We start from the raw sequence: 22,990 nt of genomic DNA, 5'->3' as shown, positions 1-22,990 counted from the left end.
TTCACCCCACCCGGCACCGATGTCAGACGTTGAACTTGCCGCCCTTGATGCCTTGGACGAAGCCGGCCCACTGACCTGCGCCGAACGAGAGCACCGGTCCCTGCCGGTCCTTGGAGTCCCGGACCATGACTAACGGGGTTGGCGTGGCAACCTCGACGCAGTTCCCCTCGTTGCTGCGGGTGCTCGTCTTCCAGTTGAGCGTGGTCATGTTAGTTCCTCTGCGATCGATGCGATGAGCTTGCGAGACTGCGCTTCGGTCAGCGCAGGGTTCTCCATGATGTCCCACGCCTCCCCGTACGTTGCGACCTCGACGGGCTTATCGAGGTAGAGCGCACCCGTGAGGCTGTCGGAGTAGACGATCGACGGCTCGGCTCCCCCCTCGAATTCGAGGATCGTGAACGTACCGCCGGTCATGTTGCCCCGGTGCAGACCCCCTGCTAACGGAATTACTCGCAGCGAGACGTTCGGCTGCCTGCTGACCCTGATCAGGTGTTGGAGTTGCTCTGCGTCCACTCCTCGCCGCAAGACAGCCTCCTCAAGCAAGACGTCGAACTGCGGCGCGGGTGGGGCTAAGCGCGTCAGCAGCGCCTGACGACCGAGACGCACGGCTAGCCGTCGCTCGATCTCCGCCCGGGTGATGTCTGGACGGGCTACCTGCAAGACGCGGGTAGCGTAGGTCTCGGTCTGCAGCAGGCCGGGAACAAGCTGCGCTTCGTACGTCCGGAGTCGAGCTGCTGCGGCTTCCAGTCCCACGTACAGCTCGAACCACTCGGGGATGGCGTCGCCGTAGGAGTGCCACCAGCCTCGACCCTTCGTCTCCTTCGCGAGGCCCATCAAAGCCTCGGTCAGTTCTGGTGACGCTCTGTAGATTCTGCACATCGCTTCTACGTCGAGCGATCTCATCGAAGTAGCGCCGGTCTCGATGCGCCAGATCTTCGGTGTCGACCACTCCAGCGCGTCGGCTGCTGCCTTGACCGTCACGCGGGCTTCCTCGCGAAGCTGCCGCAGGTACCGCCCTAGCTGTCGCCTCGGGACCGTAGAGCCGGTCTCTGTCGTCACTGCCGCTCCCCTTTCCGTGACTACATACCGGGCGCAGCTTGCACTCGATATGTAACTCCTGTCGCTCACGCCTAGCAACGAAATCTATCAAGATGAAATCTACTCTTACGTTTCATCCAAAATGTAATATTGCATATCCACGTTGACCGGTAAACCATTGCGCTGGGCGTGGTGGTCGGGTGACGCTGGGTAGCCGCGCTGCCGCAAGCTCCTACGAGGGAGGGCAGATGGGCCGGCACGTGCCTTACGGCGAGTACCTGGCAGCGGTAGCGATGACTCTGGCTCGCAGGCATAAGCCGGTGTGGTCGTGGATCAAGTGGCGGAACGTCTGCAAGTGCGGGAATGAGCTGCCGTGTCGGACCAGACACAAAATCCCGATCAACCGGGGTCACTGGCCGGGTGAGCGCTGATGACCACACACGCACCGGTCCTGCCACTCTGGCTGTGCGAGGGATGCGACCGGCCCTGGCCCTGCGCCACACGCCGCGCTGAACTACTGACCGAACACGAGCAGGTGCCGCTGGCGTACTACATGAGCCTCTGCCTGATCTCCGCCGGACAGGACATGAGCTGGGCACCCCCGGACGTGCTCCGACGCAGGTTCATCGGTTGGTTGCCGTGAAGGCCGGAGACGTCGTGTTCGTCGGCCCTGCCTGCTCGGTGCAGTTCACGGGGGACCGAGCACTGTTGATGCGGGTGGTGTCCATCGGCGGGGACGACCCGTACAACGGTTGGGTGTGGATCACGGGGTACGTCCTCGACGCGCGAGGGATGGCCAAGGCCAAGCGTGAGCTGTATGTGATGAAGTCCGGGCTGCGTTCCGCCCCGGCATCCGTGGTGGTCGGGAAGCCGGGGCGTCAGAAGCGCGTCAGTTCGCGCGCGCCGGCCTAACGGGCGCAGCCGACCAGTTTGGGCGCGGAAGATGGCGCAGCACCGACGCGAGTGGTGACAGGATTGGCGGCATGCCTGCTCGCGCACTGAGCTTCGGGATGGTGGCGGAGCAGTACGAACGGTACCGACCGGGCTACCCCGCCGAGCTTGTCGACCTGGTCCTGAGCTACGCGGGTCGGCCGATTCGAACGGCGCTGGAGATCGGGGCCGGAACGGGCAAGGCGACCCGACTGTTCGCCGCAGCGGGCGTCACTGTCACCGCCACCGAGCCGGACGGGGCCATGCTCGCCGAGCTGCGCAAGCACGTGCCAGCAGGCGTCGAGACCGTGCGGGCCGCGTTCGAGGACCTGCGGCCGGGCGCGAGGTACGACCTGGTCTACGCGGCGGCGGCTCTGCACTGGACGACACCGGAGGGGCGATGGTCGCGGGTGGCCGCGCTGCTGGAACCCGGCGGCGTGTTCGCCTCGTTCGGTGGACCAACCCAGCTGGTCGACCCGGCAGTGGCGGACGCTGTCCGTCTCGTCCGGGCACCCTTCCTGGAGAGCGACGAGATTCCCTCTCCCGACGGCACGCCCCCGGGGCAGGCCATGCAGTGGCCCGGCACCGAACTCCAACGCTCCGAATGGTTCACCGATGTGCGGCAGACCGTGATCGAGCGTCGACTGACGATGAGTGCGCGCGACTACGTCGGGCACCTGTCGACGGTCTCGGCGTATCTTGAGCTGCCGGCCTCGAAGCAGGAGCAGGTCTTCCGTCGGATCGAGCGGATCCTGCCCGAGACGGTCGAGCTTTCCGCCGACATCCTCGTGCATCTCGCCCGCCGGCGCCCCGAGCAGTAGCGCCCGCTGGCGCTCAGACCAGGAACTCTTCCCGCATCCGCGCGCCCAGGTTGATCCCGCCGACCGCCCGAGGGCCGGCCGGATCGTGCACGGCGACGGTGTTGTTACGACGCATCAGCTCACGGACCGCGGGCGGCAGTCGCGGCGGATCGTCCATGGCCGCGAGGACCTGCCCGGCACTGACGATCAGTCGATTGGCCAGGGTGGCGGCATCGGTGTCCACCCGCACCCGGCCGTACTCCCAGCCGGAGGTGGTCAGGTCGAGCACCTCGAACACGCGGGTCACCAGCGGGTTCGGGTCGGTCACCCGGTCGAGCCGGGGCGCCCGGTTGCCGAGCACTGTGACGGCGGCGGCCACCTGCGCGTACGGGTGGAAGCCGCACGGCAGTGCGAACAGCGGCCAGCGCAGGGCCGGGCCCGCCTCCTTCCACAGCGGCCGGTAGTTGCGGCGGTGCACCAGCAGTCGCCGGCCGGTGCGTCGGTGGATGTCCTGGGCCTGGGCCTGAAGGTCCACGTGGGCCTCGTCGGCGACCTGACTCACGATCCTGGTCGCCACCACCAGGCCGTCGTCACTGTCGAGTGAACCGGTGAGCGCCTCGACCTGCTCGTTGAACCGGATCCGCGCCTGGGAGCCGTACCGGGACTGGACGTCGTGCAGCAGCGCCTGCTGTCGTCCCGGGTCGAGCTGGACTCGCCTACCGCCCAGCAATCGACGGAGCCAACGCATGTCGCCTCGATTCAGCAGAGCCGTCGCGGACGGCGGCAATGCTAGTGCGTCGACCCTCCCTCATGTTCCCACGGGGGGTTGGTCGACCCCTGTCTCGGAGACGGCGATCACCGCCGACGTGGCGTGATCAGCCCCGACTCGTACGCCCACACGACGAGCTGGGCCCGGTCGCGGCAGTGCAGCTTCGTCATCGCCCGGTTGACGTGTGTCTTGGCGGTCAGCGGGCTGATCACCATGCGCGCGGCGATCTCGTCGTTGGTGAGCCCTCGGGCGACCAGTTCGACGATCTCCTGCTCCCGGGCGGTCAGCACGTCGCGTCCGGCCGTCGGCACGGCCGGCGGTGGGCCGGCCACGAACTCACTGATCAGGGTGCGGGTGACGGTCGGCGCGAGCAGCGCGTCACCGCGCGCGACGACGGTGACGGCGTGCAGCAGGTCGGCGGGGTCGGCGTCCTTGAGAAGAAAGCCGCTGGCGCCCGCGCGAAGGGCGGCGAACACATAGGAGTCGAGCCCGTAGTTGGTGAGGATGAGAACGCGGATCGCGGCGAGGTCGGGATCGGCGGCGATGTGCCGGGTGGCCTCGATACCGTCGAGGCCCGGCATCTGCACGTCCATCAGGACGACGTCCGGGCGCAGACACCGGGACAGGTGGACGGCCGAGGTGCCGTCGGTCGCCTCACCGACGACCTCCAGATGGTCCTCGGCGTCGAGCAGTGCCCGGAAGCCGGCTCGCATCAGCGCCTGGTCGTCGGCGATCAGCACCCGGATCATCCCGGCTCCTCCGGGAGGCGGACGGTCATCGCGGGCCGTCCAGCGGGAAGGTGGCCCGTACGGTGAACCCGTGGTCCTCGCGCGCGGCGGTCCGCAGCGTGCCGCCCAGGGCGCTGACCCGCTCCCGCATGCCGCGCAGGCCCACGCCCGGGGTCAGCGGCTCAGCCGGCGACGCCTGACCGTCGTCGCTGACCGCGACGGTCAGCCCCGCCGGGGCGTACTCCACCTGGATGTGCGCTGACGCGGGCCCTGCGTGGCGGGCCACGTTGGTGAGCGCCTCCTGGATGACCCGGTACCCGGCCTGGTCGACCTCGTCGGGCAGGTCCCCGCGCTGGCCGGTGACGGTCACCTGCACCGGTACGCCGACCGCCCGGGTCCGCTCGGCCAGCTCGTCCACCCGGGCCAGCCCGACCCGATCGCCGTCGGTCGGTGCGCGGAGGACGTCGAGGGTCGTGCGGAGTTCCCGCATCGCGGCGCCGCTGGCCTCCTGGATCGCCAGCAGCGTGGCCGACGGCTCCTCGCCGTGTTTGCGGGCCAGGTGCACGGCGATCCCCGCCTGCACCTTGATCACCGAGATGCTGTGGGTCAGGGAGTCGTGCAGGTCTCGGGCGATGCGCAGGCGCTCCTCTCCGGCGCGCCGCAACGCCATCTCCTCGCGGGTGCGTTCGGCCTCGATGGCCCGCTGCTCGACCTGCTCCAGGTACGCCCGACGCTGCCGGGCGACAAGCCCGGCGACGTTGGCCGCCACGAACCAGCCGAGCAGCAGGGCCGTCCGCTCGGCGACCAGTTGACCTGGCCGGCCGGCCGGCGCCATCGAGATGTCGCGGGCCAGGAAACTGCCGAGGAAGGCGAGGCTGGCCACGGCGGCGGCCGCCCGGTGTCCCTGCCAGGCGCTGACGTAGACCGCGCAGAGGACGGGGAACGCGGCGGACACCCCGGGGTGCACCCGGACGTGAACGGCCAGCATGGCGACGGTGACCACGCCGAGCGCCACCACCGGGTAGCGCCGGCACACCGCCAGGGCCACCACAGTGGCCAGGACCAGGGCGACGTCGAGCACCTCGACCGGCCCGGCGTCCGGGGTGAGCACGGCGTTGCCGAGCAGAAGGACGCCGAGGGCGAGACCGCCGAGGGCGTACGGGAGGTCACGGCGCATGGTCGCACTGTAGAACGGCCGTCGTCGGTGGAGCATCCCGCGCGCGTGGTACCCGCGGCGTACCACGGATGCGGTATGAGCGGCAGCGCAAGTGTCTGCGGTGGCACGACGTTTTCCCGGCCCGCCGGAACAAGCATCGAGCCCATGACATACCGCTTCTTCACCCCCACGCCGACGAGGGCGGTCACCGGCCGCACCGCGGCCGTCTACCAACAGTTGCGCGACGACTTTCTCGGGCCGTTGCCGACCTTCCAGGCGCTCTCGGCCGTGCCGGAGGTGCTGGCGGCGACCTGGGCGCTGATGCGGGAGGCGCTGCTCGCCGGGGACGCTCCCCGGGTCGACCGCGAACTCGTCGCGGCTGCGGTGTCCCGGGCCAACCGCTGTCAGTTCTGCGTCGACGCTCACGTGCTGCTGCTGCATGCGCTGGGCGCACCGAGGCTGGCCGAGGCCGTCGCCCGGGGCGAGACGCCCGCCGAGCCGAGGCACGCCGCGCTCGTCGGCTGGGCGCAGGCGAGCCGCAGCCCCAGAGCCGCCGACTGGACCAGCACCCACGGCCCGGAGATCACCGGCACCCTGCTCGCCTTCCACTTCATCAACCGGGTCGTCTCCGCGTTGCTCGACCCCGATCTGCTCCCCGGCGGCCTGCAACGCTCCCCGCTGGTGCGCTCGGTCGGCGGCCGGCTCTACGCCAAGGCGGCCCGGGAGTCGAAGGAGCCCGGCCGGAGCCTTCCGCTTCTCGACGCCGACCCGGCGGCATCACCTCCCGCCTGGGCGGGGGACAGCCCGGTGGGCGTCGCCTACGCGTCGCTGCGGAACGCCGCCAACCTGGGTGGGGACCTGCTGCTGGGCGACGTGGCGCGCCGGACCGTCACGGCCACCGTGCGCTGGGAGGACGGGCGGTTCCCGGCCCGGCCCGCGGACTGGGCCGTCGACCTGGTCCGGGACGTGCCCGGCAGGGACCGCATCGGGACCCGGATCGCGTTGCTGGCGGCGTTCGCGCCCAGCGCGATCAGCCCGGGCGACGTCGCTCTCTGGCGGCTCTCCCACCCCGCCGATGCCGACCTCGTGCGGTTGGTCGCGTACGGGGCGATCACGGCCACCGATCACGTCGCCCGGGCCCTCGCCTCGGCGCGCCTCTAGGAGGTAACCCATGCGCAAGGCTCTCGTCATCGTCAGCGCCGTGCTGCTCGTCGCGTTCGCAGTGCAGTTCGTCCTCGCCGCCGTGGGCGGGTTCACCAGACCCGCCGGTGACGACGCGTACGCGCTGCACAGCGTCAACGGCATGGCGGTCATCCCGATTCTCACAGTGCTCACCGCAGTGTTCGCCGCGCTGGCGAAGGCGCCAGGAAAGGTCATCGGACTGGCGATCGTGCCGATCGGCCTCGTCCTCCTCCAGCCGATCATCGCCATGCTGGCCGAGGCGTCCACCGACGCGTCGGGTGTCAGCACCCCGCTCGGCCTGACCATCGGTGGGTTGCACGCGCTCAACGGAATCATCGCGGTGCACGTCGTGGTCGGCGTCCATCGCGCGGCGCGACAGCTGGCCGTCCCGGCTCCCGCCGGCGCGGCTCGGCTGGTCACCCGGGAAGAAGAGCCGGCGTGACCACCGGGTCGCTGCTCGTGGCCGACCTCGTGATCGCGGTCCTCGCGTCCGCCGCCTGGCTGGGCGGTGGCGCCGCGTCCGCCGCCCGTCGCCGCCCGCTCGCACTGGGACTGGCGGCCGTCGCGCTGCTCGCCACGCTCGCCCGCGCGATCACGATCACCGCCCTCGCCCGCGCCGGCTGGTGGTTCGCCGCGGAGAAGGTCCTCATCGCGGCCCCACTGTCGCTCGCGGCGGTGGGCGTCGCCGGTCCGCGGTTGCTGCGGGCCCCGGGCGACATCCGGGCCGTCGCGGTTCCGCTGCTCTTCGCCGGGTACGCCACGAGCAGCGCCCTGCTCGTGACGATCCTGCACGGCTACCCGGCGTCGGCCGGGGCGGGGCTGCTCGCGGTCGCCGGGGTCGTGGCGGCCACGGTGATCTCGGCGCGTGCGCTCGGTGCGCGCCCGTCCCGAACGGTGTCCCGGGTGGCCCTCGTGGTGGCGGTCGCGGCGCTGCTGACCGGAACCGGGCTGACCGTCGCCCCGGGCGCCGCACCCGCCGTACCGCATGATCATGGTTTCCCGGCGGCCCGGATCGCCGACGAACCCACCCGGCGGTTCACCCTGACCGCCGCAACCGCCACCGTGGACGCGGGCGGCCGGAACGTCGCGGCGTGGGCGTTCAACGGGCAGGTCCCCGGACCGGAGCTGACCGCCACCGTCGGCGACGTCCTGGAGGTGACGCTACGCAACCGCGACATCGGGCGCGGGGTCACACTGCACTGGCACGGGTACGACGTGCCGAACGATCAGGACGGGGTACCCGGGGTGACGCAGGCGGCGGTGCGGCCCGGGCAGGAGTTCGTCTACCGGTTCCGCGCCGACCAGGCCGGAACGTACTGGTACCACACGCATTCGGCCTCCGATGTCGGCGTGCGGATGGGTCTCTACGGTGTGCTGGTGGTGCGACCGGGCCCGGTGACCGGCCTCGACGTCACAGTGCCGGTGCACACCCTGGCGGGCCGTCCGTTGCCCGCGCCGAGAGTGGAGCAGGTCGACGCCGGCCTGCCGGTGCGGTTGCGGCTGATCAACACCGACAGCACGACGCACCGGTACGCCCTGGCCGGGACCGCGTTCCGGGTGGCCGCGATCGACGGCGTCGACCTGCGCGGCCCGACGCCACTGGTGGACACCGCCGTGCTGATCCCGGCCGGGGGCCGCTACGACCTGGTCTTCGACGCGCCGGCGACCCCGGTGGCGCTGTTCGTCGACGGGCGGGCGGTCTACTCGACCGGCCCGGTGTCGACGGCGACCGGCGCCTGGCCGGTGCTCGATCCGCTCGGCTACGGCGCGACCGCTCCGGTGCCCTGGTCCCGGTTCGACAAGACGTTCACCCTCGTCCTCGATCGTGGCCTCGGCCTGCGCAGACTGCTACCGCGGTACGCCCACACCGTCAACGGCGCGGCCGACCCGGACATCCCGCCGCAGGTCGTACGCCTGGGCAACGTCGTGCGGTTCACGATCGTCAACCGGTCGCAGGTCGTGCACCCGTGGCACCTGCACGGCCACCACGTCCTGGTGCTGGCCCGCGACGGCGAGCCGGCGGCGGGAAGCCCGTTGTGGCTGGACTCGTTCGACGTCCGTCCGGGCGAGGTGTGGGAGGTGGCGTTCCGGGCCGACAACCCGGGAATGTGGGCCAATCACTGCCACAACCTGGCGCACGCCGACGCCGGGATGACGCTGCATCTCATGTACTCGTGATCGCGGCGGCCTGTAGTTTTCTGTCATGACTGAGGACACCTTCCGTTCGGTGGCGATCGAGCGCACCAGCCTGGGCAACTACGTCGTGCGGAACTCCCGTGGCGGCTCGGTGTCGTTGGGCACGGGCGAGGACGGCAGTTTCACGCCGGTGGAGTTGCTGCTGGCCGCCATCGGCGGGTGCACCGCTGTCGACGTGGACCACATCACCAGTCGTCGTGCCGAGCCGACCGGGTTCGCCGTCGCCGTCACCGGCGACAAGATCCGCGACGAGGCCGGCGGAAACCGGATGCGCAACCTGCGGGTCGAGTTCACAGTGACGTTCCCCGAGGGCGCGGAGGGCGACGCGGCCCGTGCGGCGCTGCCCCGGTCGTTGCAGCAGTCGCACGATCGGTTGTGCACCGTTTCCCGTACCGTCGAGCTCGGCACTCCCGTCGCGATCGCCGAGGGCCCCGGGCCCACCGGAGACTGATCGGCCTGAGCACGGCTGCCGATATGCGGGCTAGCTGTACCGCCCTTGAGGGCGGTGGTGAAAGCCTGCGCGGGAGGGCCGTCGAGGTCCGAGCGTGCCCTAGTACTGCACGGCAGTTGGTCAGGGGTAGCCATGTCGTCGGTAGTGGCAGTTTCGGGCATGGTGTTGGTGTCGTCGGCGCCATCGCGACCAGGCGGCGCGGCCGGCGAACCCGAGGCCCGATCCGGGCATGCGACCGGTCCAACTCCTCGTGCCAACGATCATCATCAGCGCCCGTCACAGGCAACCAACGGACCGACCCGAAGACGATTCGCCTACTGCCGTTGCGTTATGAGATGCCCGGACTCCCCGCGAGGCCGGGCGGATTGCTCGTATGGCTCCGGACAAGGAGATCGCGTCTTACGCTCTGAGCAAATGGGGGCGCTGGCCTGACACAAGGTCGGGCGGCGACTTCAAGGGCATTCTAGGCGGGAGGGAGCCTGCGTGGCTGGCAAGACGCAAGCGCGAACAGGCGGCGCAGAAGTGCGGCCGTTCAAGATAGAGGTTTCCGAGGCGGACCTTGAGGACCTACGCGCGCGCATCAAGGCCACGCGCTGGCCTGAGAAGGAGACCGTTGATGATGATTCGCAGGGCGTGCCGCTCGCGCTCATGCAGGACCTCGCTCGTTACTGGGCGAATGATTACGACTGGCGCAAGTGCGAGGCGCGGCTGAAGGAGTTCCCCCACTTCGTCACCGAGATCGACGGTCTGGACATCCACTTCATCCACGTTCGCTCGCAGCACGAGGACGCGCTACCAATCGTCGTCTGCCACGGCTGGCCAGGATCGATCATCGAGCAACTGAAACTCATCGGCCGGCTCACAGATCCGACGGCGCATGGCGCGAGCGCGTCAGATGCCTTCCACGTCGTGATCCCGTCCATGCCCGGATACGGGTTCTCCGGCAAACCGACCACGACCGGCTGGGATCCCGTGCACATCGGGAAGGCCTACGTCGAGATCATGAAGCGGCTCGGGTACACGCGCTTCGTGGCGCAGGGCGGTGACTGGGGCGCGATCGTCGTTGACGCGATGGCCGGCGGCCGCGCTGACCCGGCGGCCGCCGAGCCGGCGCCGCCGGAGCTGATCGGCATCCACACCAACATGGCCGGCGCGATTCCGCCGGACCTCTTCGTGGCGTCCTTCGTCGGCACTCCGGCGCCGTCCGGTCTCTCCGACGAGGAGTCGAGCACGTACGAGCAGTTGCTCAAGTTCTTTGGGTCGCACGTGGCGTACGGGCTGATCATGGGGACGCGCCCGCAGACGCTCTACGGGCTGGCCGACTCACCGATCGACCTCGCCGCCTTCATGATCGACCACGGCGACGGGGCCGGTCAGCCCGGCATCGTTCAGCAGGTCCTGGAGAAGCGTCTGAAAAATCCGAGCGACCTCACGCGCGACGACATCCTGGACAACATCACGCTCTTCTGGCTCACCAACACGGGGGTGTCCTCGGGGCGGCTGTACTGGGAGAGCAAACTCCCTTTCTTCGCCGTCAAGGGAGTGACGGTCCCGGTCGGCGTGAGCACCTTCGCCGACGAGATCTACCGGGTGCCCCGGAGCTGGGCGGAGCAGGCGTACCCCAACCTCGTCCACTACGCCCAGCACGACAGGGGCGGCCACTTCGCGGCGTGGGAACAGCCGCAGCTGCTTTCGGAAGACGTCCGCGAAACGTTCCGATCGCTGCGCTAGCCCGCAACCCGGCCAGCACGGCTGGGCCATGCCGGGGCAGGCAGGACTACCTGCCTGCCCCGTAGTTGACTAGCGCGGCAACGGCAGTAGCTAACCGCCTTCGGGTCAGGTTCGTTGGTGTGCCTGTGACGGACGTTGATGTTGATCGTTGGCACGGGGAGTTGGACAGCCTGCATGCCCGGATCGGGCCTCGATTTCGCCGGTCGGAACCGCGGCGGCGGGTGCGCCAGTACCTGTGCGGCCTGGTGTCGGGCCTGGGCCGGAAGAACGGCTGGACCCTCGCGGAGCAGGCCGGTGATGTGTCGCCGGGCGGGATGCAGCGGTTGCTGCGGTGGGCGGACTGGGACGTCGACGCGGTCCGCCAGCGGGTTCACCGAGCCGGTGACGGTGTCGAAGCCCCCGTCGTCGCCGCTCGAAAAGCTCACCGTCGCTGTTCAGGGGCCGACGACCGCCGTCGCCGGGTCGCGGCTCACCTTCCGGGTGACGCTGGGCAACCCGACCGACGGCACCTTCGTGCTGGACCCCTGCCCGGGCTACCTGATGGAACGGTTCTCTCTCGGCGACGCGACAAACGACGCGGTGAACTCGGCCCAGCTGTACCGGCTGAACTGCCGCGCGCTCCCGCAGATCCCCGCCGGCGGCAGTGCCGTGTTCGAAATGGTCGCCGAGGTGCCGGCCTCGATGCGGGCCGGGCGCGAGCTGAGCGTGACGTGGAAGCTCTATCTGCCGCACTACGTGCAGCGGGGCAACCAGTTCGGTGTTCTCACCCTCACTGTCGTCTGAGGAAGGTCGCTGGCGGGCCAGCCGCGCCGGCGAAGTCGACGTAGCTGAGAACGGGAGATAGATGCTGTTGAGTGCATGGGAGCGCTCCCGTAACATACCTGACGCGGCCTGTTAACGCTCACAATCGGTCACCGCTCAGCGACCACCACCAATGTATAGGCCGCCGTCCCGCGAGGAGGGTGCTATATGACCAGATCCAGAGCCACCAATGTCGGTCTGGTTGCGGCCGGCGTCGGCTTACTGGTGTCGTCGACAGTTGTCGCGGCGCTGCCGGCCGGTGCCGCGGCCGAGGGTTGTTCGGTGAACTACGCCGTGTCGTCGCAGTGGCAGGGCGGCTTCGGCGCCAACGTGGCGATCACGAACCTGGGTGACCCGTTGAGCAGTTGGACGTTGACCTGGTCGTACGGCGCCGGACAGACGGTGACGCAGGCCTGGAACACGTCGCTGACGCAGAGCGGGTCGGCGGTGACCGCGAAGAACGTGAGCTACAACGGCGCGATCCCAGCCAACGGCACTGTGTCGTTCGGGTTCAACGGGTCCTGGACGGGCAGCAACCCCGACCCGACGAGCTTCGCCCTGAACGGTGTCACCTGCACCGGTGGCACGACGACTCCGCCGCCGACCGACCCGCCGCCGACCACCCCGCCACCGACCACCCCACCGCCGACCGACCCGCCGCCGACGTGCAACCTTCCCTCGACGTACCGGTGGTCCTCCACCGGGGTGTTGGCGACCCCGAGGTCCGGCTGGGTGTCGCTCAAGGACTTCACCGTCGCCCCCTACAACGGCCAGCAACTCGTCTACGCCACCACCCACGACAACGGCACCCGGTGGGGCTCGATGAACTTCGGCCTCTTCACCAACTACTCGCAGATGGCCTCGGCCAGCCAGAACGCGATGAACAACGCGACAGTCGCGCCGTCGCTGTTCTTCTTCGCGCCGAAGAACATCTGGGTGCTCGCCTACCAGTGGGGTGGGCCCGCGTTCTCCTACCGGACCTCGACCAACCCGACCAACCCGAACGGCTGGTCCGCGGCACAGACCCTGTTCAGCGGAAGCATCACCGGTTCTGGCACCGGCCCGATCGACCAGGCTCTCATCGGTGACGACCAGAACATGTACCTGTTCTTCGCCGGGGACAACGGCAAGATCTACCGGGCCAGCATGCCGATCGGCAACTTCCCCGGCAGCTTCGGCTCCAACTACACGACCATCATGAGCGACACCACCAACAACCTGTTCGAGGCCGTTCAGGTCTACAAGCTCCAGGGCCAGAACCGTTACCTCATGATCGTCGAGGCGATCGGCTCGCAGGGACGCTACTTCCGCTCGTTCACGGCCACCAGCCTGGGCGGCTCGTGGACGCCGCAGGCCACCAGCGAGAGCAACCCGTTCGCCGGCAAGGCCAACAGCGGTGCCACCTGGACCAACGACATCAGCCACGGTGAGCTGCTGCGCACCAACGCCGACCAGACGATGACCGTCAACCCCTGCAACCTGCAACTGCTCTACCAAGGTCGTTCCCCCAACTCCGGCGGCGACTACGGCCTCCTGCCGTACCGGCCGGGTCTGCTGACCCTGCAGCGCCCGGTTTGATCACGCTCGACTGATCCGTAACGGGCGGGCTCGGCGTCACGCCGAGCCCGCCCCGGACAAAGACGGGATACGACACGCAGCAGCGGGGCGGCCTGTGGCTGACGAGTTTGGGACGATGCGCCGGTCGACCTACCGACATCACCCGACTCGAAGGGGCCCCCGCGATGGCAAAGGTCATCTCCACGCTGTTCATCTCGGCCGACGGTGTGGCCGAGATCGACCCTGACTGGCACTTCCCGTACTTCGACGAGAACATGGGCCGCGCCGTCACCGAGGACTATGACGCCGCCAACGTGCTGCTCATCGGCCGCGAGACGTACGACAGCTTCGCCGGGGCCTGGCCCGACCGGGAGGCCGCCGGTGGCGACGACGCACCGTTCGCCAAGCAACTCGGCGACATGCGCAAGGTCGTCGCCTCGCGCCAGCCGCTGGAGTTCTCCTGGCGCAACTCCGAGCTGATCGACGGGGACCTCATCGACGCCGTGACCGCGCTCAAGGCCGATGCCGACGTCCGGGGAATCCTCATCCCCGGGTCGATCTCCGTGGTGCAGCAACTGCTCGCCGCCGGCCTGGTCGACGAGCTGCGTCTGCTGGTGCATCCGGTGGCCGCGCGCAAGGGTCGCAAGCTGTTCGACGAGGGCGACGCGGCGTACCACCTGCGACTGGTGGCGTCGGAGACGTTCCCGACCGGCGTCCTTCGCCTGATCTACGCGCCGGGCACGGCACCGACTTCGGTCGGTTACGCACCGCTTGATTGATCGCCACTGATGTATCCCACACTTCGGACGGGCATTTAGTGAGGTCTATCGATATTGACGGTTGACGTCGGCGGCGACAGGATCTCGGGCACCACCACCCTGATCCCCTCCTGGGAGGCGCCATGACCCGTCCCCGCCTGCCCCGCCTGCGGGCAGCCACCCGGTTGGCCGCACTCGCCGTTGCCACCGCCGGCGTGCTGCTCACCGTCGCCACCCCCGCCAGCGCCGCCGTGCCCACCGGCCGTTACGTCGCGTTGGGCGACTCGTACACCGCAGGTCCGCTGATCCCCACCCAGGTCGACCTCAACTGCCTGCGGTCCAACCGCAACTACCCGTCCCTGGTGGCGGCGTCCGCCGGCTCGTCGTCGTTCGCCGACGTGAGCTGCTCCGGCGCCACCACTGACGACATCCTCTATGGCGGTAGCGGCCAACTGGGCATCACGTTGCCGCCGCAGCTCAACGCGGTCACGTCGAACACGTCGCTGGTGACGGTGCAGATCGGCGGCAACGACATCGGCTTCTCCGGCATCATCGGCGACTGTGCGGAGGCGAGCGTCAGCAGCCCGCTCGGATCTCCGTGCAAGAACCGGTACACCGCCGGAGGTGTCGACCAGTTGCAGGCGCGGATCGTCGCCGCCACGCCGAAGATCACCGCCGTACTCCAGGCGGTCCGGCAGGCCGCACCGGGCGCGCGGGTCGTGGTGCTCGGCTATCCGGCGATCCTGCCGGACAGCGGTTACGGCTGCTGGCCGGTCGTTCCGATCGCCTACCAGGACGTGCCGTACCTGCGTGGCGTCGAGAAGTCGCTCAACGCGATGCTGGCCAGCGCCGCGAGCGCCAACGGCGCCACCTACGCCGATGTCTACACCCCGTCGATCGGCCGCGACGCGTGCAAGGGCAGCGGCACCCGGTGGGTCGAGGGTCTGGTGCCGCAGAACTCGGCCGCGCCGTTCCACCCCAACGCCCGAGGTGAGCAGGGCATGGCCACCGCCCTGATTGCCAGGCTGAACAGCTGACCGGGTCGTAGACGGCCGACGAGCCCGCCCCGCCGGCAGTGGCGGGGCGGGTTTCTCGTGCGGTGCGCCGACGCGGCGCGGTGCCCAGCCTCGCTGTGCTTGAGATCGAGGAGTCCGGGGTACCGAAAGCTATGCCGAATGTGGGGCAAGTCGTCGGAGACCGTTACCGCCTGGTCGAAAGCATCGCCAGCGGCGGAATGGGTGACGTGTGGCGGGCGGTCGACGAAACCCTCGACCGCTGCGTGGCGATCAAGATGCTGCAACCTCGGTTGGTTACCGACGGCGGCTTCGGCGAGCGGTTCCGGCGCGAGGCGCGGGCCATGGCAGCCCTGCGTCACCCAGGTGTCGCCCAGGTTTACGACTACGGTGAGGTGTCCCAGTCCGGAGCGCTGGACCTCGCCTACATCGTGATGGAATGCGTGCAGGGGCAGCCCCTGTCGGAGCGGATCGCCGAGGTCGGCCGGCTGGACGTGGCCGAGACGATGTCCATCGCCGCGCAGTCCGCCCGTGCGTTGCAGGCCGCGCATGACGCCGGTGTCGTGCACCGGGACGTCAAACCCAGCAATCTGATCATCGAGCCGGACGGGCACGTCGTACTCGTCGATTTCGGTGTTGCGGTGACGCGGGAGGCGACGAGCCTGACCGGAACGAACCAGATCGTCGGCACCGCCCTGTACATGGCGCCCGAGCAGGTCGCGAAGAACGAGACCACACCGGCGATCGACATTTACGCGCTGGGGGCTGTCGTCTACCACTGCCTCGCCGGTCGGCCACCGCACGAGGGCGAGAATGCCGTCGCGGTGGCGCTGCGGCATCTCGAAGAGGAACCGTCGCCGCTGCCCGAGGACGTTCCGCCGGAGGTCCGGCGTGTGGTCGCCACCGCGATGGCCAAGGAGCCCGCCCACCGCTTTCCGACGGCAGCGGCCATGGCCAGGGCGGCGCAGACGCTCGCGGCCCCGTCTGACCACCCGCCGTCCACCGCGACCGGGGCGACCGAGGTCGGGGTGCGAACCGAGGTAACGGCCGCACGGCGGTCTGCCCTCGGCGGCACGGTGGGCCGGGCCGTCACTTCCGGGCCCAGAGCGCTCGCGGTGCTTCTCGGATCGTTTGCCGCCGCGGCTGCCGTCCTGGTGCTCGCCGATCCCATCGGGATCATGCCCGGCCCGACCGGGCGACCGTCGACGCCTCCCGTGGTGCCGCCCGCGGTGTCGCCAACGGTGCCGCCCCAGCGGGAACCGGGCCCCGGCGTCGGCGGCGGTGAACCAGCCACCCGCAGTTCTGCCGGCATGCCGGTCCGGGCGCCCGGCTCTCCGACCCCGACGCCCACCCCGGGCGAGGGGACGGTGGATCCGTCGACGCCGTCCGGTGGGAGCACTACGGATGCGCCCGGTCCCACCGCGTCCGAGAGCGCTCCTGCGGAGCCGACGAAAGCCCCGACGGCAGCCCCGACAGGCGGAACGACAGCGCCGCCGACCTCGGGGACGACGGAGAACCCAGCGGCGGACCCAACCTCGCAACCGTCGGCGGAGGAATCGACGGCCGGAGCAGAGACCGCGGTGCCGCAGGTGTAGCGGACGGCGGCAGCGGCCATGCTCTCGCAACTGGGCCGTGCCGCAAGGTCCGCCCTTTGCTCTGCACCCGCGGATGCGCCATGCAGTTGTAGGCCGGTGGTGCCTCGGCGGGTGCAGAGCAAAGGGCACGTCGAGCGGGGTCGGCCCGAGGCCGTCATGGACGCCGAGGCGGACGGGGGTTGCCTGCGACGCAGTCTGGCGTGGCGACCGAGGCCGCCACGCCAGAGGTGCGATGTGTCAGGAACCTATCGGGGTCAACTGGTGCGACAGGATATCGTCGGCCAGTTCCAGTTGCCGTTGGCCATGATCGTTACGCCGAAGTTGTTGCCGTTGCCGTTCGGCGTCGCGGTGACGGTGCCGCTGTTGCCGTTGACGGCGGCGTTCCAGCTGTTCTGAATGCTCTGGCCGCCACCGAGGCCGAGGCTGACGACCCAGTTGTTGGTGCCGCTGACCGCGACATTGAGGTTGAAACGGTCACCCCACTGCTGGCCGGCGGAGATCGTCGCGTTGCAGTTTCCGGTCCCCGGGTTGCCGGTGGGGGGCGGGGTGGTCGGGTTACCGCCGCCGCTGCCCTCCCGGACGGTGATGTCGGAGCTTCCGCTGCTCTGGTAACCCTCGGTGGCCATGACCTGGTAGCTGTGGTTGGTGCCGAGGTTCAGGCCGGCCCGGGCCCAAGCGTCGAAGTGGTTGGCGGTGGTGATGGTGCCACTCGAGCGCTTCTGCTGGCGGACGCTCCAGAACTGGTAGAACGTCTGGTTGCCGTCGATCGACGGGGCGTTGACCCGCTGGCTGCGGAGGATGTCGTAGGTGCCGCCGTCGGTGGTGACCGTGCCCATCCGCTGCGCGCCGCTGCTCGGGTTGTAGGTGCCGAAGTTCTCCACCACGTAGTACTCGATGAGCGGGTTGCGCGTCCATCCGTACAGGGCGAGGTAGGTGTTGTTGTTGCCCGGGTTGTAGCTGCCCGAGTAGGTGACCGTCCGTCGGTTGCCGGTGGCCCAACCCTTGCCGCCGACCCAGTTGTTGGTGCTCCTGTCCCAACTGCTGGTGTATCGGCCGTCGGCGCGCAGCGTCATGCTGGCGTTGCCGCTGTCCTTCCAGAACGAGAAGTAGTACCCGTTGTGCGTGCCGGTGAGGTTCGACGTGAGGGTGCGGTCGGCCTCGGCGTACGCGTTGGTGGCCGTCATCGTGCCGGCGACGGCCACGACGGCGGCGCATGCGGCGCCCAGGAGCAGCCGCATGCGGCCGCGGCCTCTCGGTTTGGTGTGGCTGGTGTCGGTCATGGAACTGTTGCCTCCTCTGACGGCTGGCGGGGGCCAGCGGCGCGGTACGCCTCGACAGGCTGCCGGTGGTCGGGTAAGGGCCACGGCGTCGTACCGCTCGGTGGTGGTGGGGCCGGTCGTCCTGCACGACGATCGGAGAAGGGGGTAGTGGTGGCTGGTGCTGACGACAATCGAGTGCCGTCGATGGCGACCGTATTAACCCAGCCGTCTACTTGTCAACAATTTTCGGAAACAGGGTGGCAACACCGCTGTCGTCACCGGAGCGGCATCCGTCCAGGTCAGTAGTCGATCAGAGTCCGGGGCGGTCACCGCGGCGTCGCAACACCTGCACACCGGTCGGGGTGGGGGTTGCCGAAAGTTCCGGAGTATTTCCGGACCAGGTGCCCCGGCCATGGCCAGCGGCGCGGGTAGACGCCCCCGTTGCCCGAGGGGTCAGCGACGCAGCAGGGCGTTGAGTCGGGCGGCCTGGCGGGTCAGGTGGTCGCGTTCGGCGAGGTTGGGGGCCTGCTGGGCAGCCTCGGCGTACAGCCGCGCCGCCGTTGCCAGGTCGCCGTCGCGCTCGTGCAGGTACGCCGCCACCGCCGTGTACCGGGGAAGCGCGTCGTCCACCGCCGCGAGCGCCTTCAGGCCGGCCCGGGGGCCGTCGGCCTCACCGACCGCCACCGCGCGGTTGAGTCGGACGACCGGGTTCCCGGTCAGGCGCGCCAGTTCGTCGTACCACTCCACGATCTGCACCCAGTCGGTCTCGGCGGCGGCCGGCGCGTCCGCGTGCAGCGCCGCGATGGCGGCCTGGGCCTGGAACTCACCGAGCTGGTCGCGGGCCAGGGCGGCCTGCAGAATCTCGACGCCCTCGGCGATCGACCGGGTGTCCCAGCGGCTGCGGTCCTGCTCGGCGAGCGGCACCAGGCTGCCGTCGGGCGCGGTCCGGGCGGCGCGCCGGGCGTGGTGCAACAGCATGAGGGCGAGCAGCCCCGCCACCTCGGGGTGGTCGATCGCGGCCGCGAGCTGCCGGGTGAGCCGGATGGCCTCGGCGGCGAGGTCCACGTCGCCGGAGTAGCCCTCGTTGAACACCAGGTAGAGGACGCGCAGCACGGTGGCGACGTCGCCGGGTCGGTCGAATCGCAGCCCGGAGACGGTGCGCTTGGCCCGGCTGATGCGCTGCGCCATGGTCGCCTCGGGCACCAGGTAGGCGTTCGCGATCTGCCGGGTGGTCAGCCCACCGACGGCGCGCAGCGTGAGCGCGACAGCGGACGACGGCGTCAGCGACGGGTGGGCGCACAGGAAGTAGAGCTGGAGTGTGTCGTCCACCGTGGGAGCGGGCCCTGGCGCCGGTTCCTCGTCGACGAGATCCTCACGCCGACGGCGAGCGGTGTCGGCTCGGGCCGCGTCGAGGAACCGTCGCCACGCCACAGTGGTCAGCCAGCCCAACGGGTCGCGCGGTGGGTCGGCCGGCCAGACCCGGACCGCCTCGACCAGGGCGTCCTGCACGGCGTCCTCGGCCGCCGCGAAGTCGATTCCGCGGCGGACGAGGATCCCGAGGACGCTCGGCGTGAGGCTGCGCAGCAGCGTCTCGTCCATCAGAACCGTCACTCAGTGATGGTGGGGGGCTCGCTCAGGAACGGGCGCAGCTCCAGCCACTCGTGGATCGGCTTCCCGCCCGCCCCGGGAGCGGCCGACAGCTCCCCGGCCAGCTCGACGGCCCGGTCGTGGCTGTCGACGTCGATCACCATCCAACCGGCGATGAGATCCTTGGTCTCGGCGAACGGGCCGTCGGTGACCGGCGGGCGGCCCTCGCCGTCGTACCGGACGAACGTCCCCTCCGGGGCGAGTGCCTGGGCGTCAACGAACTCGCCGGTGCCCTCGAGTCGGGCCGCGAAGTCGCGCATGTACTGCATGTGGGCCGAGATCTCCGCCGGCGTCCACTGGTCCATCGGCACGTCGTTCACCGTGGCCGGGGTGCCCCGGTAGTGCTTGAGCAGCAGGTACTTGGCCATCGTGATGCTCCTTGGTGCTGGCTGCGACCCATCGTGGTCACGTTCACTGCGGGGACGAAGCCGGTCGGCACTTCTCGACATCGCTGTCCGATTTTTTTCCTCCCGCAGGTTAACCTCGGGTGAATCGTCCGCCGTTGGGGTACCTCGGGGGGCGCAAAACTTGATTCGTTCCAAAATAGTGAGCTAATGTTCGTACCCGTGATGTCCGACTTCGAGGCGCAGCTGCGGGCCGTCTCGTTGCGCGTGACCCGGCCCCGGTTGGCGGTGCTCGCGGCGCTGCGCGACCACCCGCACGTCGGCACCGACGCGGTGATCGCGCTGGTCCGCGCGGATCAACCCACTGTCTCGCACCAGGCGGTGTACGACGTGCTGCGCGTGCTCACCGACGCCGGCCTGGTGCGGCGCATCCAGCCGGCCGGGGCGACCGCCCGCTACGAGTCCCGGATCGCTGACAACCACCACCATGTCGTGTGCCGCTCCTGCGGCGCCATCGCCGACGTCGACTGCGCCGTCGGTCACGCCCCCTGTCTCACCGCCTCCGGCGACCACGGTTTCACGGTCGACGAGGCGGAGGTCGTCTACTGGGGCACCTGCCCCGACTGCGCGACCGACCGCACGCCCCAGAGATCCGCAAGCTCGGAAGGAAGTACATGAGCGACACCCAGGACAACGGCCCCGTCAGTGCGCAGGGCGTGGACCAGAAGGCAGCGGCCGGCTGCCCGGTCGCGCACGACTCGGTGACCGCGCACGGCAGCGAGAGTGAGAACCCGGCGATCGACTCGCCGACCCCGAAGACCGGCGGTCGTCCGCGCACCAACCGGGACTGGTGGCCCAACCAGCTCGACCTGTCGGTGCTGCACGCCCACTCGTCCAAGGGCAACCCGCTGGGCGAGGACTTCAGCTACGCCAAGGAGTTCGCGAAGCTCGACGTCGAGGCCCTCAAGCGCGACATCGTCGAGGTGCTCACCACCTCGCAGGACTGGTGGCCGGCCGACTTCGGCCACTACGGCGGCCTGATGATCCGGATGAGCTGGCACGCCGCCGGCACGTACCGCATCGAGGACGGCCGCGGCGGCGCCGGCGACGGTGGGCAGCGGTTCGCGCCGCTCAACAGCTGGCCGGACAACGCCAACCTGGACAAGGCCCGCCGGCTGCTCTGGCCGGTCAAGCAGAAGTACGGCCAGCAGATCTCCTGGGCCGACCTGCTCGTGCTCGCCGGCAACGTCGCCCTGGAGTCGATGGGCTTCAAGACCTTCGGCTTCGGCTTCGGTCGCGAGGACGTCTGGGAGCCCGAGGAGATCTTCTGGGGCCCGGAGGACACCTGGCTGGGCGACGAGCGCTACGCCTCCGAGAAGGAGATGGCGGCCGGCGTCGGCTCGACCGAGATGGGGCTGATCTACGTCAACCCGGAGGGCCCGCGCGGTAACGCGGACCCGGCCGCGGCGGCGCACTTCATCCGCGAGACCTTCGGCCGGATGGCGATGAACGACGAGGAGACCGTCGCCCTCATCGCCGGTGGTCACACCTTCGGTAAGACCCACGGTGCCGGCGTCGCCGACAACCACGTGGGCCCGGAGCCCGAGGGCGCTCCGCTGGAGGCGCAGGGCCTGGGTTGGCTGAGCACCCACGGCAGCGGCAAGGGCGCCGACACGATCACCAGTGGTCTCGAGGTGACGTGGACCGACGTGCCGACGCAGTGGAGCAACCGCTTCTTCGAGATCCTCTTCGGCTACGAGTGGGAACTCACCACCAGCCCCGGCGGCGCGAAGCAGTGGGTCGCCAAGGACGCCGAGGCGATCATCCCGGATCCCTTCGACCCGGCGAAGAAGCACCGGCCGACGATGCTCACGACCGACCTGTCGCTGCGCGTCGACCCGGCGTACGAGAAGATCTCCCGCCGCTTCCTGGAGAACCCCGACCAGTTCGCGCTGGCCTTCGCCAAGGCGTGGTACAAGCTGCTGCACCGCGACATGGGCCCGATCGAGCGCTTCCTCGGGCCGTGGGTGGCCGAGCCGCAGCTCTGGCAGGACCCGGTGCCGGCCGTCGACCACGAGCTGGTGGGCGACGCCGACATCACCGCGCTCAAGGCGAAGGTCCTGGAGTCCGGTCTCACGATCGACCAGCTGGTCTCCACCGCCTGGGCCTCCGCCGCGAGCTTCCGGCACACCGACAAGCGCGGTGGCGCCAACGGGGCGCGCATCCGTCTCGAGCCGCAGCGCAGCTGGGAGGTCAACCAGCCCGAGCAGCTGGCGGCCGTGCTGAGCGCCCTTGAAGGCATCCAGCAGGAGTTCAACGCCGCCGGCGGGGCGAGCATCTCGCTGGCCGACCTGATCGTGCTGGCCGGTTCGGCCGCCGTCGAGAAGGCGGCGCGGGACGCCGGCGTCGAGGTGACAGTGCCGTTCCGGCCGGGCCGCACCGACGCGACCCAGGAGCAGACCGACACCGACTCCTTCCGGGTCCTCGAGCCGCGCGCCGACGGTTTCCGCAACTACCTGCGCGCCGGCGAGAAGACCCAGCCGGAGGTGCTGCTCGTCGACCGTGCCTACATGCTCAACCTGACCGCGCCCGAGATGACCGTCCTCATCGGCGGTCTGCGCTCCCTCGGCGCCAACGTCGGCGGCAGCCAGCACGGCGTGCTCACCGACCGGCCGGGCGTGCTCACCAACGACTTCTTCGCCAACCTGCTCTCCCCGGGCACCCGGTGGAGCGCGTCGAAGTCCGACGAGCACGTGTACGAGATCCGCGACCTGGCCACCGACGAGGTGAAGTGGACCGCCACCGCGGTCGACCTCATCTTCGGGTCCAACTCGCAGCTGCGTGCCCTCGCCGAGGTCTACGCCAGCCAGGACGCCCGCGACAAGTTCGTGGCCGACTTCGTGGCCGCCTGGACCAAGGTCATGGAGCTCGACCGGTTCGATCTCGCCTGACAGGTACCACCGACGAGCCCCGGCCGATCCTTCAGGGATTGGCCGGGGCTCGTCGGCCTTGCACGGCTGTGGCCAGTTGCACGC

At 69.7% G+C, this 22,990-nt stretch carries 23 protein-coding genes and 1 pseudogene; 16 read left to right on the top strand and 8 right to left on the bottom strand.

Annotated features, from left to right (window positions below):
* Window positions 1-22: 22 nt before the first annotated feature.
* Both ABZ794_RS20245 and ABZ794_RS20240 read right to left on the bottom strand, forming a co-directional pair.
* Window positions 23-208: a DUF397 domain-containing protein gene (locus ABZ794_RS20245; protein ID WP_357516927.1), complete on the bottom strand. Its 186-nt coding sequence runs from the start codon at window positions 206-208 to the stop codon at window positions 23-25.
* A complete protein-coding gene (locus ABZ794_RS20240) occupies window positions 205-1,059 on the bottom strand; it encodes a helix-turn-helix transcriptional regulator (RefSeq protein WP_357516925.1) in 855 nt (284 codons plus the stop codon). Before ABZ794_RS20240 ends, ABZ794_RS20245 begins: the two co-directional genes overlap by 4 nt.
* A gap of 409 nt (window positions 1,060-1,468) precedes the next feature.
* Here ABZ794_RS20240 and ABZ794_RS20235 point away from each other — a divergent pair, with 409 nt between their 5' ends.
* From ABZ794_RS20235 to ABZ794_RS20225, 3 genes are all read left to right on the top strand, one after another.
* Entirely contained in the window at window positions 1,469-1,681 is a 213-nt protein-coding gene (locus tag ABZ794_RS20235) for a hypothetical protein (protein WP_357516923.1), read from the top strand.
* Window positions 1,678-1,950, top strand: coding sequence for a hypothetical protein (locus ABZ794_RS20230; RefSeq protein WP_357516921.1), 273 nt, complete (start codon window positions 1,678-1,680; stop codon window positions 1,948-1,950). The genes ABZ794_RS20235 and ABZ794_RS20230 overlap by 4 nt, the downstream gene beginning before the upstream one ends.
* A gap of 71 nt (window positions 1,951-2,021) precedes the next feature.
* Complete coding sequence (locus tag ABZ794_RS20225) at window positions 2,022-2,789, top strand: class I SAM-dependent methyltransferase (protein WP_357516919.1); 768 nt, start codon at window positions 2,022-2,024, stop codon at window positions 2,787-2,789.
* Window positions 2,790-2,802: 13 nt separating this feature from the next.
* Here the strand turns inward: ABZ794_RS20225 and ABZ794_RS20220 are convergent, their stop codons facing one another.
* From ABZ794_RS20220 to ABZ794_RS20210, 3 genes are all read right to left on the bottom strand, one after another.
* A complete protein-coding gene (locus ABZ794_RS20220) occupies window positions 2,803-3,516 on the bottom strand; it encodes a hypothetical protein (RefSeq protein ID WP_357516917.1) in 714 nt (237 codons plus the stop codon).
* Window positions 3,517-3,623: 107 nt separating this feature from the next.
* Window positions 3,624-4,286, bottom strand: coding sequence for a response regulator transcription factor (locus ABZ794_RS20215; protein ID WP_357516916.1), 663 nt, complete (start codon window positions 4,284-4,286; stop codon window positions 3,624-3,626).
* A gap of 25 nt (window positions 4,287-4,311) precedes the next feature.
* Window positions 4,312-5,442 carry a sensor histidine kinase gene (locus ABZ794_RS20210; protein WP_247668847.1) on the bottom strand — a complete coding sequence of 377 codons (1,131 nt, stop codon included), beginning with the start codon at window positions 5,440-5,442 and terminating at the stop codon, window positions 4,312-4,314.
* 144 nt (window positions 5,443-5,586) lie between these two features.
* Here ABZ794_RS20210 and ABZ794_RS20205 point away from each other — a divergent pair, with 144 nt between their 5' ends.
* From ABZ794_RS20205 to ABZ794_RS20155, 11 genes and pseudogenes are all read left to right on the top strand, one after another.
* The gene (locus ABZ794_RS20205; RefSeq protein ID WP_210781192.1) at window positions 5,587-6,582 is read left to right on the top strand and encodes a carboxymuconolactone decarboxylase family protein; all 996 of its coding nucleotides are present in this window, start codon (window positions 5,587-5,589) and stop codon (window positions 6,580-6,582) included.
* A gap of 10 nt (window positions 6,583-6,592) precedes the next feature.
* Window positions 6,593-7,045 (top strand): DUF6220 domain-containing protein, encoded by a 453-nt coding sequence (locus ABZ794_RS20200; protein WP_238689354.1) that lies wholly within the window; start codon window positions 6,593-6,595, stop codon window positions 7,043-7,045.
* Window positions 7,042-8,781: a multicopper oxidase family protein gene (locus ABZ794_RS20195; RefSeq protein ID WP_357516912.1), complete on the top strand. Its 1,740-nt coding sequence runs from the start codon at window positions 7,042-7,044 to the stop codon at window positions 8,779-8,781. The genes ABZ794_RS20200 and ABZ794_RS20195 overlap by 4 nt, the downstream gene beginning before the upstream one ends.
* Window positions 8,782-8,806: 25 nt before the next feature.
* A complete protein-coding gene (locus tag ABZ794_RS20190; RefSeq protein WP_210781189.1) occupies window positions 8,807-9,250 on the top strand; it encodes an OsmC family protein in 444 nt (147 codons plus the stop codon).
* A 483-nt stretch (window positions 9,251-9,733) separates the two neighbouring features.
* A complete protein-coding gene (locus ABZ794_RS20185) occupies window positions 9,734-10,981 on the top strand; it encodes an epoxide hydrolase (protein ID WP_210781188.1) in 1,248 nt (415 codons plus the stop codon).
* Between the two features lie 125 nt (window positions 10,982-11,106).
* A pseudogene (locus ABZ794_RS20180) lies at window positions 11,107-11,343 on the top strand (IS701 family transposase); the annotation flags it as partial.
* A gap of 25 nt (window positions 11,344-11,368) precedes the next feature.
* Window positions 11,369-11,764 (top strand): hypothetical protein, encoded by a 396-nt coding sequence (locus ABZ794_RS20175; protein ID WP_357517004.1) that lies wholly within the window; start codon window positions 11,369-11,371, stop codon window positions 11,762-11,764.
* Between the two features lie 186 nt (window positions 11,765-11,950).
* Window positions 11,951-13,360 (top strand): non-reducing end alpha-L-arabinofuranosidase family hydrolase, encoded by a 1,410-nt coding sequence (locus tag ABZ794_RS20170; RefSeq protein WP_210781187.1) that lies wholly within the window; start codon window positions 11,951-11,953, stop codon window positions 13,358-13,360.
* A 164-nt stretch (window positions 13,361-13,524) separates the two neighbouring features.
* Window positions 13,525-14,118 carry a dihydrofolate reductase family protein gene (locus ABZ794_RS20165; RefSeq protein ID WP_210781186.1) on the top strand — a complete coding sequence of 198 codons (594 nt, stop codon included), beginning with the start codon at window positions 13,525-13,527 and terminating at the stop codon, window positions 14,116-14,118.
* 122 nt (window positions 14,119-14,240) lie between these two features.
* Window positions 14,241-15,134 carry an SGNH/GDSL hydrolase family protein gene (locus tag ABZ794_RS20160; RefSeq protein ID WP_357516909.1) on the top strand — a complete coding sequence of 298 codons (894 nt, stop codon included), beginning with the start codon at window positions 14,241-14,243 and terminating at the stop codon, window positions 15,132-15,134.
* 131 nt (window positions 15,135-15,265) lie between these two features.
* Window positions 15,266-16,705 (top strand): protein kinase, encoded by a 1,440-nt coding sequence (locus tag ABZ794_RS20155; RefSeq protein WP_357516907.1) that lies wholly within the window; start codon window positions 15,266-15,268, stop codon window positions 16,703-16,705.
* Between the two features lie 254 nt (window positions 16,706-16,959).
* On the opposite strand, the gene ABZ794_RS20150 is transcribed toward ABZ794_RS20155, so the two are convergent.
* The 3 genes from ABZ794_RS20150 to ABZ794_RS20140 all read right to left on the bottom strand — a co-directional run bounded on the left by ABZ794_RS20150 (window position 16,960) and on the right by ABZ794_RS20140 (window position 19,979).
* Window positions 16,960-17,985 carry a glycoside hydrolase family 11 protein gene (locus tag ABZ794_RS20150; protein ID WP_210781182.1) on the bottom strand — a complete coding sequence of 342 codons (1,026 nt, stop codon included), beginning with the start codon at window positions 17,983-17,985 and terminating at the stop codon, window positions 16,960-16,962.
* 432 nt (window positions 17,986-18,417) lie between these two features.
* Complete coding sequence (locus ABZ794_RS20145; protein ID WP_210781284.1) at window positions 18,418-19,563, bottom strand: DUF6596 domain-containing protein; 1,146 nt, start codon at window positions 19,561-19,563, stop codon at window positions 18,418-18,420.
* 8 nt (window positions 19,564-19,571) lie between these two features.
* Entirely contained in the window at window positions 19,572-19,979 is a 408-nt protein-coding gene (locus tag ABZ794_RS20140) for a YciI family protein (protein ID WP_210781180.1), read from the bottom strand.
* A 198-nt stretch (window positions 19,980-20,177) separates the two neighbouring features.
* Between ABZ794_RS20140 and ABZ794_RS20135 the strand changes: the two genes are divergently transcribed.
* The gene (locus tag ABZ794_RS20135) at window positions 20,178-20,633 is read left to right on the top strand and encodes a Fur family transcriptional regulator (protein ID WP_307850440.1); all 456 of its coding nucleotides are present in this window, start codon (window positions 20,178-20,180) and stop codon (window positions 20,631-20,633) included.
* Complete coding sequence (gene katG, locus ABZ794_RS20130; RefSeq protein ID WP_210781178.1) at window positions 20,630-22,906, top strand: catalase/peroxidase HPI; 2,277 nt, start codon at window positions 20,630-20,632, stop codon at window positions 22,904-22,906. Before ABZ794_RS20135 ends, katG begins: the two co-directional genes overlap by 4 nt.
* Window positions 22,907-22,990 lie beyond the last annotated feature (84 nt).

It is taken from the genome of Micromonospora sp. NPDC047187 (assembly GCF_040643355.1).
GTDB lineage: Bacteria > Actinomycetota > Actinomycetes > Mycobacteriales > Micromonosporaceae > Micromonospora > Micromonospora salmantinae.
This window is presented reverse-complemented; position numbering and strand designations above follow the sequence as displayed.

Bases quoted from the DNA above. Each gene is read 5' to 3' on its own strand.
- ABZ794_RS20245 (WP_357516927.1), bottom strand. From the start codon at position 208: ATGACCACGCTCAACTGGAAGACGAGCACCCGCAGCAACGAGGGGAAC.
- ABZ794_RS20235 (WP_357516923.1), top strand. From the start codon at position 1,469: ATGACCACACACGCACCGGTCCTGCCACTCTGGCTGTGCGAGGGATGC.
- ABZ794_RS20225 (WP_357516919.1), top strand. From the start codon at position 2,022: ATGCCTGCTCGCGCACTGAGCTTCGGGATGGTGGCGGAGCAGTACGAA.
- ABZ794_RS20220 (WP_357516917.1), bottom strand. From the start codon at position 3,516: ATGCGTTGGCTCCGTCGATTGCTGGGCGGTAGGCGAGTCCAGCTCGAC.
- ABZ794_RS20215 (WP_357516916.1), bottom strand. From the start codon at position 4,286: ATGATCCGGGTGCTGATCGCCGACGACCAGGCGCTGATGCGAGCCGGC.
- ABZ794_RS20210 (WP_247668847.1), bottom strand. From the start codon at position 5,442: ATGCGCCGTGACCTCCCGTACGCCCTCGGCGGTCTCGCCCTCGGCGTC.
- ABZ794_RS20205 (WP_210781192.1), top strand. From the start codon at position 5,587: ATGACATACCGCTTCTTCACCCCCACGCCGACGAGGGCGGTCACCGGC.
- ABZ794_RS20200 (WP_238689354.1), top strand. From the start codon at position 6,593: ATGCGCAAGGCTCTCGTCATCGTCAGCGCCGTGCTGCTCGTCGCGTTC.
- ABZ794_RS20190 (WP_210781189.1), top strand. From the start codon at position 8,807: ATGACTGAGGACACCTTCCGTTCGGTGGCGATCGAGCGCACCAGCCTG.
- ABZ794_RS20170 (WP_210781187.1), top strand. From the start codon at position 11,951: ATGACCAGATCCAGAGCCACCAATGTCGGTCTGGTTGCGGCCGGCGTC.
- ABZ794_RS20165 (WP_210781186.1), top strand. From the start codon at position 13,525: ATGGCAAAGGTCATCTCCACGCTGTTCATCTCGGCCGACGGTGTGGCC.
- ABZ794_RS20160 (WP_357516909.1), top strand. From the start codon at position 14,241: ATGACCCGTCCCCGCCTGCCCCGCCTGCGGGCAGCCACCCGGTTGGCC.
- ABZ794_RS20155 (WP_357516907.1), top strand. From the start codon at position 15,266: ATGCCGAATGTGGGGCAAGTCGTCGGAGACCGTTACCGCCTGGTCGAA.
- ABZ794_RS20150 (WP_210781182.1), bottom strand. From the start codon at position 17,985: ATGACCGACACCAGCCACACCAAACCGAGAGGCCGCGGCCGCATGCGG.
- ABZ794_RS20145 (WP_210781284.1), bottom strand. From the start codon at position 19,563: ATGGACGAGACGCTGCTGCGCAGCCTCACGCCGAGCGTCCTCGGGATC.
- ABZ794_RS20140 (WP_210781180.1), bottom strand. From the start codon at position 19,979: ATGGCCAAGTACCTGCTGCTCAAGCACTACCGGGGCACCCCGGCCACG.
- katG (WP_210781178.1), top strand. From the start codon at position 20,630: ATGAGCGACACCCAGGACAACGGCCCCGTCAGTGCGCAGGGCGTGGAC.